Here is a 16,663-nt window from a genome sequence, read left to right on the forward strand (position 1 = left end):
ACACCAAATGACCTCCCGCAGACTCTCAAAAAACCTAATCCAAGAAATCGCCGACACGGGCTGCAACAAGAAATACAACGCAAAAATCGAATCCGCCACACAGGCCCTCGCAAACGCGGCACTCGCGGTCTACGAAGCTCGTTTAATGCACCATCACAGCTTGACGCGTACTCAATTGGAAGCTTTAGCTAAAAAAGCTGAAAAAGCCTACCTCGCATTACCCGACGTAACGAGGAACCACTCTAATCCAACCCGTAAAACCCAAGAACTACGTATCTCTGCCCCAGGACTGTCAGACTACGGCGCCAGCGTCTTTTTACCGACCGTTGTTTATGACTTTAGCGGCCGAGCAGCACCTTGTATGACCCTCAATGAACATCCAACAACGCTTGCCGCAGCACACGCGTTCGAAGTAGTGCAGAAATTAAAAGAAGAAAAAACAAAAGCTCACGCCGAACTTTCAACAGCACTGGCCAAGTTCACCACGACCAAAAAGCTGCTCGCCGAATGGCCTGAAATTGAAGAGCTAATCCCTCGGGCTGCCAACCCAACCAATAACCTTCCGGCAATCCCTGTCCATCAGCTCAACGAAAAATTCGGGCTCCCATCCCCTACGGCTCAAGCCAGTTAAGGACCCCATGTTCAACCTACCCGACCACTACTGGGCGTCCACCGGATTCTTTCACTGGTGGGCATCCAACCCAGACGCAACGTTGCGCGACATCGCGACGATGATTCAACAAATCGCATAAAGGAACCGTCATGGAACTCGCTTTTGTTATTTACCTAATCAGCCTACTCGGTGACGGTAAACCGTTTTTAGCCGGGGGCACATTATTTTTCTCGATAGCTATAGGTGCTGGAGTGCTGTTCTTTTTCACCATGTATTACAACTGCGAACAGAATGAAGACCTGCCTGACGCAATGAAATCCAGCATCGCCCTATTCACCGATTTTCGAAAATACATAATTGGATGGATCTGTTTTTGCGTCTTCGGCGCAATCGCTAACACTGTTATTCCAGACGAAGACACAGCCTACAAAATGCTCGCAGCCTACGGCGTCACAGAACTCGCAGCCAACGAACAAATTCAAGGCATCGCTAGCAACAGCTTGCAGCTGATAGAGAAAACTATCCAAAAGCACATCGAATCGCTTGAAGGAGACCCCAAATGACCGCCCCAGACTATCAAATTCTGTTGTTCATCTTCTTCGTGATGACTATCGGCTTTCTTCTCCTGTTCATGATCGCAGTATCCAAACTAAATGGATTACGGGATGAGAACAAACGCCTAGTCAGCAACGTGCATCGGCTGCGTAGTGAGCTGTCATTGTTCCAAGGGCGGGGGTAGGTATGAGCGCTACCCCCCACTTCATCAGTGACCTTCACTTAGGCCACAAAAAGATCCTCCAATTCTCTAACCAATGGCGAGGTGGAACAACTATTCAAGAGCATGATGACTGGATCGTTACCCAATGGAATAAAACCATCGGCAAACGCGACCCCGTCTACGTCCTCGGTGACGTTGCCTTCACCCGCGAAGGGCTCCAACGAGTTAAAGAGCTTAACGGCCAGAAGTTCCTGATCATGGGCAACCACGACTTCGCCCAGATCCACGAGTACGAAGACGTTGGATTCAGAATTCTTGGTGGAATCGTCAAGTACAAAGGGTTTTGGCTAAGCCACGCACCAATCCATCCAAATGAACTCCGTGGGTGCGCAAACATTCACGGCCACGTTCACAGCGAATCGATCGACGACTCTCGTTATATCAACGTCTGCGTCGAACCGCTCGGTGGTGTCCCATTATCTATCCACGAAATCTCTAGGAGAAATTTGGTTTGAGCCACCACCTAACCGGCTTAATGCTGCTCTTTGACGAACTCATATACCCCACCCGCGACTCGGATCTCCGCGCCAAGTGGGGCTACTGGATGAACTGGAACTATGATCGACCTCCGAATCCCCAGAAACCCCGACCTCGCATTAGGACTTCGCGTCCAAGGGCACACACCTGGCGTGGGCCAAGCGACCATCGTCAAAGCTGAAAACGGAGGCGGCCTTTGGCGCCTTCGCTACAGCAATGGCAAAACTCGCGACTGGTCTAAAACTCACGTTCGTAAATACTACCGCCTAGTCGAACCGCTGGAGCAACAAGCATGAAGCAAGCAGCGAATAAACACCGCGATTTTAAAGCGCTAGCCTTAGCGCTACACGCGATCTATACCACCACCAACGAACGAACCGACAATCGGCGGAAGGCACTAGATACGTTAGCTGCAGAACAAAAGTTCGCCACCACAGCCGGAATGTTGAGTAGCTTCGCTTCTCACGCCCGCAAACATGAAATGAGTTCGGCTGATTATCGAAAGGCTGCCGCAGAAGGGACTCTCCCTAAACACATTTCTTTTGTCCCTAAGCCGGTGGTGTCAAAAGGCACAAACCAATCGTCCCCAATTAGCACACGGCGAAAACTACTAATTCGCCCCTGGACCCAGCAAAACCTCCAGCTAGAGATTCCAGCATGAAGTACGTAATCGTTACAGGTCGAAATTCAGCGGAGCTAACTGCATCGGTTAAGACCTACCTCAAAGCGGGGTGGGTGCCCCAAGGTGGAATAGCAGTTAGACCAGGCACCAGCCATGACTCCCCCCTCTGGTCGCAAGCGATGGTCTGTTCTGATGGCTAAACACGCAAAAACCGTCGCAGAGTCTCTATGGCGCCATATTCAGTGCTCCACGTGCTTGAAATGGTTCGCTGTAGAAGACGATCACAAACCGGAGTACTTCTGCGCCCACTGCGGAGTACCGAATCGGGTCAGTACTGCCGATGAACACGCTGCCAATCAATAAGATCACAGCCCACGCACAACATCGCTGGGCTGAACGCTTCCCCAAGTTAAGCCTTTATCCGGTGTGGCACGAATCGCGCATCGCCAAAGGTAAAGTACGACGAGCAATCAACAAACAATGCCCAAGAAAAGGGAAACGCGTAACTCGTGGGTCCAACATCGATTACCTAATTAACAAAAAAGAGCGAGTAGTCTTCGTCTACGACAAATCCACCGCAACAGTTATCACCGTTTTCCCGAAACAAATTAGTTACCATTATTAGCACAGCTAATATTATGTGCTATAGTCCCACCCCACTGCGCTACGCGCCATAAAACAGGAAATATTAGCTGTGCTGATTAACGGAACTGACTACCTCGTCCTCACCCTCGACTTCGAAACGTTTTATGGCACCGGCTATAGCCTGACCAACCCGAAGTACAACACCTTCAAATACATCACTGATCCACAATTCAAGATTCACGGTGTTGGCGTTCAGATTGATGACGACACAGAGAACGCAATCTATTTCCGGCACGAGCAACTCTACGACGCTAAAGTCTGGTTGAATGGCCTGCGCAAACGATTCAATAAGCCCATCGCGCTCAACTGCCATAACACTGCCTTCGACGGCTTGATCCTGTGGCACTGCTTCGATAAATGGCGCCCGGACTACTACCTAGACACCCTTTCGATGTCGCGCGGTATGTTCGTGGGCTTCCCGGCAAACCTTAAAGACCTCGCCATCCGTTTGTGGCCGGAGGATGAAACCCGTCGTAAAGGCGATGAGCTAATCACCACGTTCAACAAGCGCGAACTCACTGACGCTGAACAGGATGTCCTCGGTGGTTACTGTATGCAAGACGTCAACCTGACCTATCTCGCATTCATTGAGATGGAGCAGTACTTCCCCGACGATGAAATCGAAGCGATCAACAAAACCCTCCGCTTCAACTGCTGGCCTTACTTCGAATGTGACCAAGCGTTGCTGAACGAAGAGATCAACTATCAGCTGTCACAAGAAGCCGAGATCCTAGCCTCTGCCGCCGATCAATATGCAGCAACCGATGCAACCATCGATACATTCAAAAAGCAGCTCTCGTCTAACCCCCAATTTTCTGCACTACTAGAGCGCTTAGGAGTCCGCGTACCCTTAAAGAAAAACCCCAAAAACGAAGATATCCCTGCGCTCGGGCAGAAAGATTGGGACTACCAGAAGCTCGTTGCCTCCCACCCGGAACACGCAACATTGTGGGCCGCTCGAAAAAACGCGAAGTCCAACATCCAGCTTTCCCGAGCGCGTTGGGTTCAAGCGGTCGCTCAATGGTGGGGCGGACAACTTCCTGTCCCGCTCAACTACTACGGCGCCGACACAAGCCGCTGGTCAGGCGGTGAGAAGTTGAATCTCCAAAACCTCCCACGAAACAACAACGGCGAAATCATCACCGATCCGAACTCTGGTCGATTGCGCCGATCAATGCGTGCCCCAGAAGGCGGCGTCGTCGTCGTTCGAGACTTGAACAACATCGAAGGTCGCGTACTCGCTTGGGTAGCCCAGCAACAACATCTGCTAGACCTGTTCCGGAACGGTGACTGCCCATACCTCTACATGGCAGCTGGCATCTACGGGCTTAACTTTGCCGAAATGACCAAGAAATCGCACCCCGGAGAACGAAATGTAGGGAAAGTCGCAGTACTTGGGCTTGGGTATGGACTTGGCGCCCAGAACTTCTGGGTTCAGTTGAACACCGGCCCGATGGGTATGGACCCAATCCCCTGCGACTTCCCCTTTGCCCATCGTATCGTAACGACCTATCGAACCACTAACGATAAGATCGTCGGCTACTGGGGTCGCTGCGATCAATACCTGGCTGACATGTACCGTGGAGCCTCCTATGAGGACGGCCCGCTGACCATTGGCCCGAATCACATCATGCTGCCTAACGGCATGGCGTTACAGTACCCGAATCTTCAAGCGCGCGAACACGCCAACGGGTTTGACTTCAAATTCGGACCCAAAGGGCCTAACCGGAAAATCTACGGCGGCCACCTAACCGAGAACATCGTCCAAGCCTTAGCCCGAGTAATCATCAACGAACAGATGATCACCGTAGACCGCAACCTTCGCGACAACTATGGCTGGGACCAAGCTCGTCTCGTCCACATGGTCCACGATGAAATGATAGCGATCGTCCCAGAAGACAAGGGCGACGAGGTTTACCAAATGATGGGCGATGTCATGTCCACCCCACCCACTTGGGCCACCGACCTTCCTCTGCTGTCAGAAGGCGGCGTTGCTCAAGAATATTCAAAATAAAACGGGGGCAGCAAAGTAAAGATTATGGACGACCAGATAACGCTAGAGTGCGGCTGTATTGAAGACCACTCTGATCCCGTCGGTGCTTTTAAGGTAAAGACGTGTAAAGAACACCACGAAAAAACCTCTACCTTTAAACACCTAAAACGCATGAAAGAACAGGAGGCGAACAATGAAGAGTATTTATCCACCCTTCTCAATTGCCCTTTCTGTGGGCATAGACCAACCGTAAACCGCAGCATACACGGCGAAGAACACTATTCAGTTTGGTGTAGTCCTTGTGGATTTAAGGGACACGGGCTGCCCCCTTCTATCTGGAACACTCGTAAGACTGATGCAAGAACAACTGCCGTTCCGAAAATAGCCCTGCACTGGCTACTAGCAAATACAACAGCCTCAGTCCGCGAAAAATTCGAACAGATACTCAATCCCAGCAAAACGTAAGTAAAACTGACGAAGGACTACCCATGTTTGGTATCGCGCTCAACATTACTCTCACTGCAGCACTCGTCTTCATCGCCTGTGTATTAGCCGCCAAAGCGCTGCCAGTAAATTTACTTGGCAAAGTTGAGGCCCCCGAATGGCTCCAAATCTCAATCGGTCTAGGGCTCATAGGTAGCGCTATAGCTAGCTTCGCTGGCGGCATCGCAATGATTTGGGCGTAACGCTTAACTCTAAAAAGGACCACCACCATGTATGACGTTTCTTTCGACCTAGAAACCCTCGGTGTCGCTGATGACGCCGTTATCATCTCCATCGGCGCCGTCGTCTTTAACCGCGAATCCGGCGAGATCATCGAACGCTTCTACGCAGCCATCGACCCTGAATGCGAAATCGAACTGGTTAACGCGAGCATCAGCGCCTCTACCTTGAAGTGGTGGATGACCCAGCGTGCAGAAGTACTCGCCCAAGCCTTCGAAGAGGCCAAAAACCCCATCGAAGCCCTATCTGAACTGTTCGATATGCTCAGCAAGTACACCATCCAAGGGTACTGGGGCAACGGTGCAACGTTCGATATCACCAAACTTGGCCAGATGGCCAAACGCTACAGTCTAACCGCCCCCTGGGATAACCCGACAATCCCTCATAGCTTCACCTATGTTCGCGACCTGCGAACGTTGATGGGTATCGCAACTTCCTTGGGCTTCAACAAAACCTCTGTCCCACGTGTCGGTGATCACCACAACGCCCTGGATGACGCCGAATATCAAGCAAACCTAGTTACCCACGCCACCAACTTTATTAGCACAGCTGCTAACGCGGCATAACCGGCCCCCGGTCTGTGTTTATCGGGCGGCGGTTCGAAGACCGGGCTAACAAAACATAAACCGCCCCATGGGCACCCGTATCGCTCCCCTTCTCTGGTACGGGTGCCCAGTTTCACTACTAATAGGGATTACGCCATGAACTACAGCTACGAAGATTGCGCCAAGCAGATTGAGTCCACAATTCGTTACTTTGATCGAACGGCACAACTGCTCCGACAGATCCAAGTAAAGGCAAACCGAAACGAGCTAAAAGCCCCAGACGTCGTGGAAGTCATCGGGCGCACTGAGAACATTCAAGACAGTGCCAAAGGCGCCAGTGGAGCAGTTATCAAATTCTTCGAGGCCCAGATCGGCAAACCACTAGGCGCCAGCCTTCAAGAGCTAGGCGACGACGAAGTCAACCGTATCCTGGACAACATGGAGTAAACATCATGGCCGAACAATTCCTAATCGCATTTCTTGGGATATTAGCGCTCTTCTTCCTTGGCGCATTCGTCTTAACCACCAACAAGCTCGAAACATATCGTGTCGAGGCCACTACATTCCTGGCGCTCAAGAATCGTTATCCGGAGCTTTCGTTAAGCAGAGCACCACTCAAAGATGGCGAGATTGTCCCACAACGCGTGGTCTGCGCCGCAAATCGATGCGAAGAAACCGGCAAGATCATCCTCGGCGCAAGACATTTCGACCCATTCATGCGCGCCCATGCGAAGCTCTACCCTGACTCCAACTGGATCAAGTCCACCCAGGGTTTCATCGACCAGAAAGGTAACTTCCTGACTCGCGCCGAAGCCCTCACCATCGCCCTAAAAGAAGCCCAGATCATCCGACGTTGCGGCGGTGATGAAACCCGTCTATTCAGCGAGAACCTTTACTGAGGTCAACAATGAACGCGCCTGACACAATCTTCCTCATCAACCAGGGCAATGAAATCTCCTGGGCTAGCCCTTCAAATCATCCGACTGCACGAGGAACGAAATGAACTGCGAAAATTGCAATGATACCGGCGACGTCCATAGCCTCGACGGCGAGTGGCGAGGGATCTGCTCGTGTCCCGCAGGAAAAAATCTCTCCAAACGAAAACCAACAGCCTTCACCGATACCCAAATAGCTGCAATCGCTAGCACTGTTAACGATTGGGACGATGACAAATCGATCAAACGCGCCAGCGAAGAACTATTAGAGCTAGCCTTAGTCTTGCTCCATTTAGACAGAGGGAAAGCCACTATAACCGACGTCAAACTAGAAATGGCCGATGTTCGCATCGCCCTACAACATCTAGAGCTAAAGGTCGGAAACTACCAGGCCGAACTAGACGCCAAGGTCATTAAAGGAAACCCTCAATGAGTAAATGGCACCAACGCTACATCGACCTAGCCCATACAGTCGCCTCATGGTCCAAAGACCCCTCGACAAAAGTTGGCGCTGTCATCGTCAGCCCTAACCGAGAAGTCTTGTCCACAGGCTATAACGGCTTTCCACGGGGCATGATTGACCGCCCGGACTGGTACGCCGACCGTGAATTCAAACACAAGCACGTAGTCCACGCCGAGGCTAACGCGATCCTTAATGCCGCACGCTACGGAGTGCGCCTTCAAGGCTGCACACTCTACGTAACACACCCTCCCTGCCCCAGCTGTGCTCGTACCATCGCCCAGGCTGGCATCGAGTTTGTTGTCTACGACATCCCCACTGACGAAGGATTCAAAGAACGATGGCCACTACAAACCATGAAAGAAGCGTTCACCCTGTACAACCTGCAAACCAGCGAGCTAACGCCATTGAGTCTCTAAAGCAGGTAGCAGGTTACTTCGAAAAGCGGGCAAATGAGCACCGCCGACTTGCTGACTGCTGGACGTTCAACCTGGCACAAAGCCAACTCCACAATGCGTCCGCTGCCGCCTTTGACATCGCCCAGGTACGCATCGTCGAAGAATTGGAAAAACTAGGTGCCAACTAAATATTAGCAGTGCTAATATTCTACCCCGCACGATTAACCAGACTCACCGGGACAATCAATGTCGAGAGATTTTGCTGATCAAGCATCCGACCTTACTGAATTCCTAACAGGTATCGCACTACAAAACGCTAAAGGAGCAGCGAATCGTCTACGGCCAACAGGATATTGCCACAACTGCGATGAACCACTAGGAGGGGAGCCCTACTTCTGCGACGGCGATTGTCGCGACGACTGGGAAAAACGCGAACGCAACCGGAAGTAACTATGGCCATCCCACTGACATTCCTCGAAGCCTCCAGTGGCAAGCCAATGGCGAAGACCTTCCGGCAACAGGAAACCCTCAGTTACCCGCTGGTTAAGAATGTCACCAGCCACCACTACGAAACAGAAGCAACGCTCGACGGAATCCGCGAGCGTTTTTCTCTGATCAAACAACACGCGGGCTTAAACCACTGCATGTTGAAAGGGCCGCTTACCCGTCAGTTAAGCAACGAGAGTCGCAAAGGCACCAGCGACAGTAACGCACCAAGTCAAACGCTCGTTATCGACCTGGATGGACTGTCCACCACCGGATTGGATCTGCCGATCCCCGACCAGTTCACAGGTAATGCGCTAAAGGATCTTGCTGAAAAGCTAATCCAGTATCTACCTGAAGTGCTCCACAACACGACGTATATCGTCCACGCCTCCAGTTCACTGGGGCGCAAGGCGCATGAGATCAGCCTGCACCTTGAGTTCATGCTGGCTCAACCCGTTAAACCTGCAGCACTGAAGTTGTGGCTAAAGGGGCAAAACTTCAGCTGCGAAGCCCTAAAAGATCGCCTGTCACTGACACGTTCTGGCATGAACTTGCATTGGCTGATCGACCCAAGCTTGGCCGACAACAGCCGCATCATCTATATCGCACCGCCGATTTTCGAAGGCGTCGACGACCCCTTCAGCGATGACGATGCACGCTGGCAGCTGATCGAAAAAGAAGCACATAGCGTTGATATTCTGGCCCAAGCAGCCAGCCTACTCCCAGCAGGCATTAATGCTTTGCGGCAGGAGCGTTTGAACGCGCTGCGAAAAGCCATCGGTCTGAAGAAGCACAACCCGAAAACCCGGATGCTACTCGATGAAGGCCGACGCGTTTCCGTCATCCAGAACCCCGATGAAATGACCATCGAGCTTCACCGGGTTGACGGCGAGTATGCAATTTTTGATGTTAACGGCGGCGACAGCCACAGCTACTGGTGTCGGCTAAGTAACCCAGAAATCATCTACAACTTCAAAGGTGAAGAGCCTTTCGAGTTCGCCAAGGCTGATCCACAGTCCTATCAGAACTTCATGGAGCAGTTCGGCGGCGAAGTCATCAAACGGCAAGACCTGATCCCAATGGTTGTTCGTGACATCAACACGGATACCCATTTTTGCTTCATGTATGACCAGCCCGAAGATCGAGTGACCCTTGATCCCGAAGGCAACAGCTCGTTGAAAACCATCCAGCGGGCCAACATCGAAGACTTCTTGGCAGAGCACGGCAAACCCGTCCCCGATCCAATGCCTCAATGGCACCTGGTCTTCCGGCCCCAGAACACTCAGGTGATGCAATTTCAGGAGAAGGTTCTAAACACCTACACCGCCCCAGACCACATTCGTAATCCACAAAATCTGCTATCAGATCACTGCGGGATCACCTACAAGGTCGGACACGAATGCCGTGATATTCGAGCCAACATGCAACTGCTGGCGCCTACCTGCCACAAACTACTTTGGCACGTACTAGGCCAAGATACCGCAAGCTATAACCACTTCATCAATTGGCTCGCTTTTGTGATCCAGAACCGGGATATCAGCGGCACAGCCTGGATTCTCTCGGGAACCCAAGGCACCGGTAAAGGCATTCTACAAAGCCAAGTGCTGAATCCGCTCATCGGCAAGGCATACCACCGCCACGTGACGATGGATAACCTCGAAGATCGGTTCAACAGCAACATGGCTCGAACACTGATGTATACCGTGGACGAGTTCCGGCTAGGCGACTCACGTGAGGCTAATCACCTCATCGATCGCATTAAGAATTACATCACGGAAGGCCACGGGGAACTACGAGGAATGCACCGTGAAGCGCAGACCCAACGGATCTACGCCAACTGGTTATTCTTCTCAAACCACTCTGATGTTATGCCAATACCCGATGGGGACCGACGCATGAACGTAGCCGAGCCCCAACGAAGAAAACTGATGGACGTTCACCCAGAACTCCAAAACGAAATCCACCAACTCGAAGCAGAGATCGGCACCCTAGCCGCTTTCCTACTGAACTTTAACGTCAACGAACTCGCTGCACGCAACCCGCTTGAGAACGACGCCAAACAACGGATGAAAGTCGCATCACTCAACACCTCAGAGCAGTTCTGCTATGCCCTGCGTACCGGTGATTTCGACTATTTCGCTGAGCATGCTCTGAAGAAGACCGAAACGGTAACCGACACCAATCAGGTTATTCATCTGCATTCAGCAAAAGAGATCATCAGCACCTGGGCTGCCAGCGTTGAATTGGAAACAGCCTGTAACGTATCCATCGACGAAGCCTTCCGCGTCTGGCAAGCGCTTAATTCGGAACGCAGCAACAACATCAACAAGTTCCGAACCATGCTGGCTCGCAACGACGTTGACATCCAACAAACCAATATCGAAGGCCGCCCAGTAAGCATCATCACTGTGATCTGGAAGCCTCAAGACAGCGATATTACTCGGCTTAAAGACTCTGGACTGGTCGACAGCCTGTCGGGGGCAACACCTCCGGCTACGACCACCGGAGGTATGTCATGGCTTCACAAAAAGCCAGTTCACTAACCCTGAAACTCCCCGAGATGCTGCATGTGGCTCGTAATGACCCACAAGCAGCGCACCTCGTTTACTTAATCGACTTCGTCACCTTGCAGCTGCAAACCGCTGTTAACGAAGCCAAAGACTTTAACGATCTAAAGCGCCGGATCGACATCATTCACAACTCACTGGCCCAGACCCCGGAGTGCCACTAATGAGCAAAGCGTTCGATCCAAGCCGGTTCAATGCGGCCCCCATCAACCCCGTGCGGACAGACGACAAAGTAGCTTTTGACCCGGCAAAGACCTTGCAACGGATCAAAACAGCCAAAGAGGAAAAAGTCAGTGAAGAAGTAGCACTACTGGACCGCCCCATCGGCCAAATCAAAGCATGGTCATTCTCGTCGCTAATGAAGTTCGAGGACTGCCCCTATTCAATCTTCTTGAAACAAGTCGAGAAATGCCCAGATCCCAGCGGTCCTGCTGCAGAACGAGGTTCGCGGATTCACACCTCCATCGAGGATTACATCCAGGGCCTCAGCGCAGAACTAGACCCCGAGATCAAACACTTCCATAAGCTGATCGATCAGCTACGCGACCTCTACGCCGAAGGAAGCGTCGAAATCGAACAGGACTGGGCGTTTAACCGCACCTGGGAGATCACCGGTTGGCGCGATAAAGACTGCTGGGAACGGACCAAACTGGACGCCTTCATCCATGAGTCCGAAACCAGTGCTTGGATTATCGACTGGAAAACAGGACGGAAGTACGGCAACGAAATGAAGCACGGTCAGCAGCTCCAGCTGTATGCCATCGCTGCATTCCTCCGCTACCCAGACCTCGAATTTATCAAAGCCGAAATGCGCTACCTCGATAAAAACGAAGAGCTAAGCGCGACCTACACCAAAGATCAGGCAATGCGCTTTTTAAAACGCTGGACCATCCGTGGCAACACCATGACCACGGCCACCACGTTCCCAGCCAAACCCAGCCGCCATAACTGCCGTTGGTGCCCACATAAAACTACCCAAGAAGGCTTTGATAAACCGGCCTGTGATTTCTTCGAGGAGTAAGCATGGAGATTTTCTCGCTACTGCTGTTTTTTCTTGGGCTCGATAACGACGAGGAGTAAGTCATGCGTTATTCAGAAGCAGAACTCTACACCTTTCTCATCTCCCACTTGCGCGAACTGCCCAACGGTTGGGGGGACGTAACCCAAATCGACCCAAACCAGATGTTCGACGGTTACTTTGAGTTGGATGCGGTGGCCGTTGATGCTGGCGGTAACTGCGCGAGCTACAACCTACATTACCCGACAGAAATTCTCTTCGGAGATGTCGAAGAAATCGTCTTTACCATCTATGCCCACTGCGCCGAAGGCGGACGCCAAGCGCTGCATGACTTCAGAAAACAGTCCGCAGCAAAACGATGCTACGACGCCCTCACCAAAAAATTCCCCGCAGAGGGCTAAGCGATGCTACCACCACTCTACAAACACCAAGAGTTCACTGCCGATTTCATCGCTAACAATCCCCGCGTGCTGATCACTTCTGATCCAGGAACCGGTAAAACTCGCTCGGTGCTCGAAGGGTTTAAACGACTGCGCGCAGCAAAAGGCATTCGACGGATGCTAGTTCTGGCTCCACTCTCGATCCTACGCGCGGCATGGGGAGACGACATTCTTCGCTGGACCCCCACCCTAAGCTGGGGAATCTCCACTGCCGGATCAGACAAAAAACGCCTCAGTGCTTTTGAGTCCGACTGCGATGTCGTCATTACAAACCATGATGCAGTGAAGTGGCTCGACAAAAACCGGCACGTATTAAACGAATTCGACGTTATCTGTACCGACGAGTCAACCGCGTTCAAGAACCCCACAAGCCAACGCTCAAAGGCAATGGCACGAATTGCCGATCTGTTTGAGCACCGCATCACCATGAGCGGTACGCCAAACCCGAGAACCGTCCTCGATCTATGGCACCAAGCCCTTATCACTGACGACGGGGAACGCCTTGGCAAACTGTTTTGGGAGTTCCGCTCTCAAGTCTGCACACCAATTAAGGTGGCAGCCGCTGCCAACGCCGTGCAATGGATCGACCGCCCCGGCGCCACAGAAATCGTTGCCGACAAACTACGCGATATCACTGTTCGTTTCCGGTTAAACGACTGCATCGATATGCCGGAAAACACCATCCGCTCGATCTATACCGATCTGCCACCGAAGAACATGGCCCAATACAAACAGCTGGAAAAAGAATCGGTGATCATGGCTGATAGCGGCGATTATATTAACGCGGTCCATGCCGGTGCCAGAGTCCAGAAACTATTGCAGCTGTGCTCCGGTGCGATCTACGACGAAACCGGTCTAAGCCACCAGTTCCAGCAAGAACGCTATCAACTTGTGCTCGACCTCGTAATGGAGCGCGACCACTCGGTCGTAGCGTTCCTGTGGCGGCACCAACGAGAAGCACTCTGCAAACTCGCCGATAAAGCGGGAATCAAATACGCAGTAATCGATGGTTCAACGCCAACAGATGCCCGCACCCTAGCAGTTCAAGCCTTCCAACGAGGCGAACTACAAACCATTTTTGCTCACCCGCAATCAGCAGGCCACGGACTAACGCTCACTAAAGGCTGTGCCACAATCTGGGCATCGCCGACATACAACTTAGAGCACTACGAACAATTCAACGCCCGCATTAACCGCGCAGGCCAAACTCGTAAAACAGAAACCATCCACATCGCCGCCCGAGGTACTTGGGAAGAAAAGGTCTACGAAAAACTCGAAGCCAAACAGGTTTCAATGCGTGACCTGCTTCACATCTTTGCCGAAGGCACCCAAGACGCAGCATAAGGAGCCAGCATGAGCTTTGAGGAAATGAACCTAGGCGATCTGATCGCCGCCGCCCACGACATCCGTGAGCAAAAACGCGCCCTAGATAAAGCCAGTAAAGAGCTGGGAAAAGAATTCGACGAAATGGGCATCGCCCTCGTTAAGAAACTTGATGAACAGGGCGTCGATAAAACGACCGTAAACGGCATCGCCATCTCTGTTTCAGAGCAAGAAATGCCCCAAGTATCCGACTGGGAAGCCTTGGGCGAATACATCATCAGCAAACGATTCCTACACCTCCTGCAGCGCCGTGTGTCCGCAACAGCGTTCCGCGAACTACTGCAGGCTGGGGAAAACGTACCGGGAGTGGACACCTGGACAAAACGTGGTGTGAACATGCGTGCCACGCATTAAATTATTAGCATAGCTTATTATTAGCACAGCTGATATACTCTTTAATCTTGCCCTGAAGGGCCTTATAGGTAATAAAAATGTCCAAAAGCATCGTAGCCTTTTCTAAAGACAACAACGTCCCTGCACACCTCCGCACTGGCAGCAGCCTGGGTAATGAAAACGTCACCGCCGACAATCTGAAAATCCCCCGTCTGGATCTGATCCAGCAGCTGTCCCCGCAGTGTATCAAAAGCAATCCGAAATACATCGAAGGCGCCGAAACTGGCCTGATCTTCGACAACCTGACCAACGAGCTGTATGAAAACGTCTTCGTCGTAAACCTGATGTTTGAAGAGCACTTCAGTGTCTTCAAGAAACGTAGTCTAGGCGGCGGTTTCGAAGGCAACTTCGAAACGGAAGAAGCAGCCCGCCAGCACCTAGAGTCTAAGGGGCTGGAACTGGCGCAGTACGACATCAGCAAAACAGGCGTCCACAAATGCCTGATGCTCGACGATAAAGGCGTACCGAAACAGCCAGTGCTGCTCTACATGAACGGCTCAAAGCTGCCTGTTTCCGATCAGTGGAACACCCTGATCCGCCTAAAAGGTGAAGGCACTGACCGTTTCGCTACTGCCTGGGTGCTGTCGTCCCAAGAAGCGGTCAACAAACAAAACCAGCCGTACCAAAACTGGAAAGTTGATTTTGCGGGCTTCGTAAATGAAGACCTTTATAAAGCGGCAAAAGACACCTACCTGTCATTAACCGGCCAACGTGGCCAGTAAAAACCTCTATTGATTCCAGCCCCTCGAATTGAGGGGCTTCTTTTTACCCCGAGGAAATCACTATGCAAGAAATCCAGGTCACGCAATATCAAACCTCCGACGGCAAAATATTTTCCGATGCCGACGAAGCTACTGGGCATGAAGCGATGATTAAAAACACACCGATTATCGACGCTTTTTTCAAACAAGACGGCCTTCAAGAAATGCGAGAACGAACGGCTAAAACTCTACGCAAGCAACTAGAACAATTCGTTCAATTCCAGGCGTGCCAAGAAGCCGCCTAGAAGCTGTATTTATGACCAAATTAGTATTGATTATTGATCCAGTAATAACCGAAGCCAAATAACCGTGGATAAGCCTTGAACGAACATGGTTTTATTCGTAGTATCCATCGTAAGTTGCCGACCTCCGTCTACGCATGGAAGATAAACGACAATTACGCAGGAGGCGTTGCGGATGCCTATTATTCTGGCAAGGCTGGCGACTGCTGGATTGAATATAAATACTTAACCAAATTACCAATACGGGATAGCTCGAAGGTCACATTTGGGACGTCTACCCAGCAGAAACTCTGGCTAAAGGCTAGATTCGACGAAGGTAGAGATGTGGCGCTAGTTGTGGGTTCGCAGAACGGCTGCGTGGTGCTAACAGGGGAAGATATGGCGCTTGATCATATTAGCAGGGCTGATTTTATTAGCAGAGCTGTTGACAAGCAGGCTGTAATCGACTTTATTATTAATGTAACTACCACACATACCGTTTCTTCTGGACACTAGGATGAACCGCACTATAACTGAGCACGACCGCGAGGTCGCAGCACGGCTAAAACACTTTTATAACGCAAAGAAAAAGGAGCTAGGGTTAAACCAGACCATTTTGTCTGAACTCCTTGGCGTTAATCAAAGTTCAATAAGCCAAATGATGAACGCCACTATGGCGATGAATCTAAATCACAAAGCTATGATGGCTGATGTGTTAGAAGTAGATATTTCTCAGATTGATCCGAAAATTAAATCTTCAATGCTGAGGGTGCTGCCTACTCCAACAACCGTAAAGGTCAAGTTCGCACTAGAAGGAGTTCCTGTGAACAACAACCTTAAAGTTACTACCTTACGACTGAGCACCGAGCAGGAAAGAATCTGCTATGCCATTGAATTAAATACTGTTAGCGGAATCGCTGTAGCGGGCAGTCATGCTATTGCCGATCCTTCAGTCGAACCGATTGAAGGTGACACAGTATTTTTGGCCCGAGGTAATGGGGAAAAAATAATTGGATTATTATCCAATCCTGGCGGTAATAAAATACGCGTAAGTGCTGGTGAAAACGAAGTCACCTTGGATTTAAACAAAGAAGAGCCGTTGGCCTTCGATTTAATTCTCGGCTTCGAAATGAATCAGGCCAAACACGCAGATCGCGCAAAGCGATAAACCTTAAAGGGCGCAGAAAAATATGCGCCCTTCCTTA

Annotated in this window: 23 protein-coding genes; all 23 read left to right on the forward strand. The window is 51.2% G+C overall.

Translation table 11 applies throughout. The features are described 5' to 3' along the window. Positions 1-7: 7 nt before the first annotated feature. The 23 genes from DV711_RS06270 to DV711_RS06385 all read left to right on the forward strand — a co-directional run bounded on the left by DV711_RS06270 (position 8) and on the right by DV711_RS06385 (position 16,626). Entirely contained in the window at positions 8-631 is a 624-nt protein-coding gene (locus DV711_RS06270) for an Nmad5 family putative nucleotide modification protein (protein WP_114694753.1), read from the forward strand. A gap of 131 nt (positions 632-762) precedes the next feature. Continuing rightward, entirely contained in the window at positions 763-1,176 is a 414-nt protein-coding gene (locus DV711_RS06275) for a hypothetical protein (protein WP_114694754.1), read from the forward strand. After that, positions 1,173-1,352: a hypothetical protein gene (locus tag DV711_RS06280; protein ID WP_114694755.1), complete on the forward strand. Its 180-nt coding sequence runs from the start codon at positions 1,173-1,175 to the stop codon at positions 1,350-1,352. The genes DV711_RS06275 and DV711_RS06280 overlap by 4 nt, the downstream gene beginning before the upstream one ends. 2 nt (positions 1,353-1,354) lie before the next feature. After that, positions 1,355-1,846 carry a metallophosphoesterase gene (locus tag DV711_RS06285; RefSeq protein ID WP_114694756.1) on the forward strand — a complete coding sequence of 164 codons (492 nt, stop codon included), beginning with the start codon at positions 1,355-1,357 and terminating at the stop codon, positions 1,844-1,846. Positions 1,847-2,160: 314 nt separating this feature from the next. Continuing rightward, the gene (locus tag DV711_RS06295) at positions 2,161-2,529 is read left to right on the forward strand and encodes a hypothetical protein (protein WP_114694758.1); all 369 of its coding nucleotides are present in this window, start codon (positions 2,161-2,163) and stop codon (positions 2,527-2,529) included. Positions 2,530-3,184: 655 nt separating this feature from the next. Continuing rightward, the gene (locus DV711_RS06305) at positions 3,185-5,149 is read left to right on the forward strand and encodes a DNA polymerase (protein ID WP_114694760.1); all 1,965 of its coding nucleotides are present in this window, start codon (positions 3,185-3,187) and stop codon (positions 5,147-5,149) included. Between the two features lie 24 nt (positions 5,150-5,173). After that, on the forward strand, positions 5,174-5,593 hold the full coding sequence (locus DV711_RS19300) for a hypothetical protein (RefSeq protein ID WP_133297409.1): 420 nt from the start codon (positions 5,174-5,176) through the stop codon (positions 5,591-5,593). Positions 5,594-5,616: 23 nt separating this feature from the next. Further along, complete coding sequence (locus DV711_RS06310; protein WP_114694761.1) at positions 5,617-5,814, forward strand: hypothetical protein; 198 nt, start codon at positions 5,617-5,619, stop codon at positions 5,812-5,814. Between the two features lie 27 nt (positions 5,815-5,841). Continuing rightward, entirely contained in the window at positions 5,842-6,417 is a 576-nt protein-coding gene (locus DV711_RS06315; RefSeq protein WP_114694762.1) for a 3'-5' exonuclease, read from the forward strand. Between the two features lie 135 nt (positions 6,418-6,552). Further along, the gene (locus DV711_RS06320) at positions 6,553-6,843 is read left to right on the forward strand and encodes a hypothetical protein (RefSeq protein ID WP_114694763.1); all 291 of its coding nucleotides are present in this window, start codon (positions 6,553-6,555) and stop codon (positions 6,841-6,843) included. 5 nt (positions 6,844-6,848) lie between these two features. Further along, positions 6,849-7,295, forward strand: coding sequence for a Y16D family protein (locus DV711_RS06325; protein WP_114694764.1), 447 nt, complete (start codon positions 6,849-6,851; stop codon positions 7,293-7,295). A gap of 100 nt (positions 7,296-7,395) precedes the next feature. Next, a complete protein-coding gene (locus DV711_RS06330) occupies positions 7,396-7,764 on the forward strand; it encodes a hypothetical protein (protein WP_114694765.1) in 369 nt (122 codons plus the stop codon). Beyond that, complete coding sequence (locus DV711_RS06335; protein ID WP_114694766.1) at positions 7,761-8,210, forward strand: deoxycytidylate deaminase; 450 nt, start codon at positions 7,761-7,763, stop codon at positions 8,208-8,210. The genes DV711_RS06330 and DV711_RS06335 overlap by 4 nt, the downstream gene beginning before the upstream one ends. Before the next feature lie 431 nt (positions 8,211-8,641). Next, positions 8,642-11,218 (forward strand): primase-helicase family protein, encoded by a 2,577-nt coding sequence (locus DV711_RS06345; protein WP_114694768.1) that lies wholly within the window; start codon positions 8,642-8,644, stop codon positions 11,216-11,218. Then, on the forward strand, positions 11,191-11,406 hold the full coding sequence (locus DV711_RS19305) for a hypothetical protein (protein WP_133297410.1): 216 nt from the start codon (positions 11,191-11,193) through the stop codon (positions 11,404-11,406). Before DV711_RS06345 ends, DV711_RS19305 begins: the two co-directional genes overlap by 28 nt. Then, positions 11,406-12,263: a RecB family exonuclease gene (locus tag DV711_RS06350; RefSeq protein ID WP_114694769.1), complete on the forward strand. Its 858-nt coding sequence runs from the start codon at positions 11,406-11,408 to the stop codon at positions 12,261-12,263. Before DV711_RS19305 ends, DV711_RS06350 begins: the two co-directional genes overlap by 1 nt. Positions 12,264-12,325: 62 nt before the next feature. Further along, the gene (locus tag DV711_RS06355; RefSeq protein WP_114694770.1) at positions 12,326-12,661 is read left to right on the forward strand and encodes a hypothetical protein; all 336 of its coding nucleotides are present in this window, start codon (positions 12,326-12,328) and stop codon (positions 12,659-12,661) included. Positions 12,662-12,664: 3 nt separating this feature from the next. Then, positions 12,665-14,044: an SNF2-related protein gene (locus tag DV711_RS06360; protein ID WP_114694771.1), complete on the forward strand. Its 1,380-nt coding sequence runs from the start codon at positions 12,665-12,667 to the stop codon at positions 14,042-14,044. A gap of 9 nt (positions 14,045-14,053) precedes the next feature. Next, on the forward strand, positions 14,054-14,437 hold the full coding sequence (locus tag DV711_RS06365) for a gp33 family protein (RefSeq protein WP_114694772.1): 384 nt from the start codon (positions 14,054-14,056) through the stop codon (positions 14,435-14,437). Between the two features lie 77 nt (positions 14,438-14,514). Then, positions 14,515-15,198 (forward strand): hypothetical protein, encoded by a 684-nt coding sequence (locus tag DV711_RS06370; RefSeq protein WP_114694773.1) that lies wholly within the window; start codon positions 14,515-14,517, stop codon positions 15,196-15,198. A gap of 62 nt (positions 15,199-15,260) precedes the next feature. After that, on the forward strand, positions 15,261-15,482 hold the full coding sequence (locus DV711_RS06375) for a hypothetical protein (protein WP_114694774.1): 222 nt from the start codon (positions 15,261-15,263) through the stop codon (positions 15,480-15,482). Between the two features lie 75 nt (positions 15,483-15,557). Further along, positions 15,558-15,974 (forward strand): hypothetical protein, encoded by a 417-nt coding sequence (locus DV711_RS06380; RefSeq protein ID WP_114694775.1) that lies wholly within the window; start codon positions 15,558-15,560, stop codon positions 15,972-15,974. 1 nt (position 15,975) lies between these two features. Beyond that, complete coding sequence (locus DV711_RS06385; RefSeq protein ID WP_114694776.1) at positions 15,976-16,626, forward strand: helix-turn-helix domain-containing protein; 651 nt, start codon at positions 15,976-15,978, stop codon at positions 16,624-16,626. Positions 16,627-16,663: the final 37 nt, after the last annotated feature.

The organism is Motiliproteus coralliicola (assembly GCF_003345655.1).
Classification (GTDB): domain Bacteria; phylum Pseudomonadota; class Gammaproteobacteria; order Pseudomonadales; family Balneatricaceae; genus Motiliproteus; species Motiliproteus coralliicola.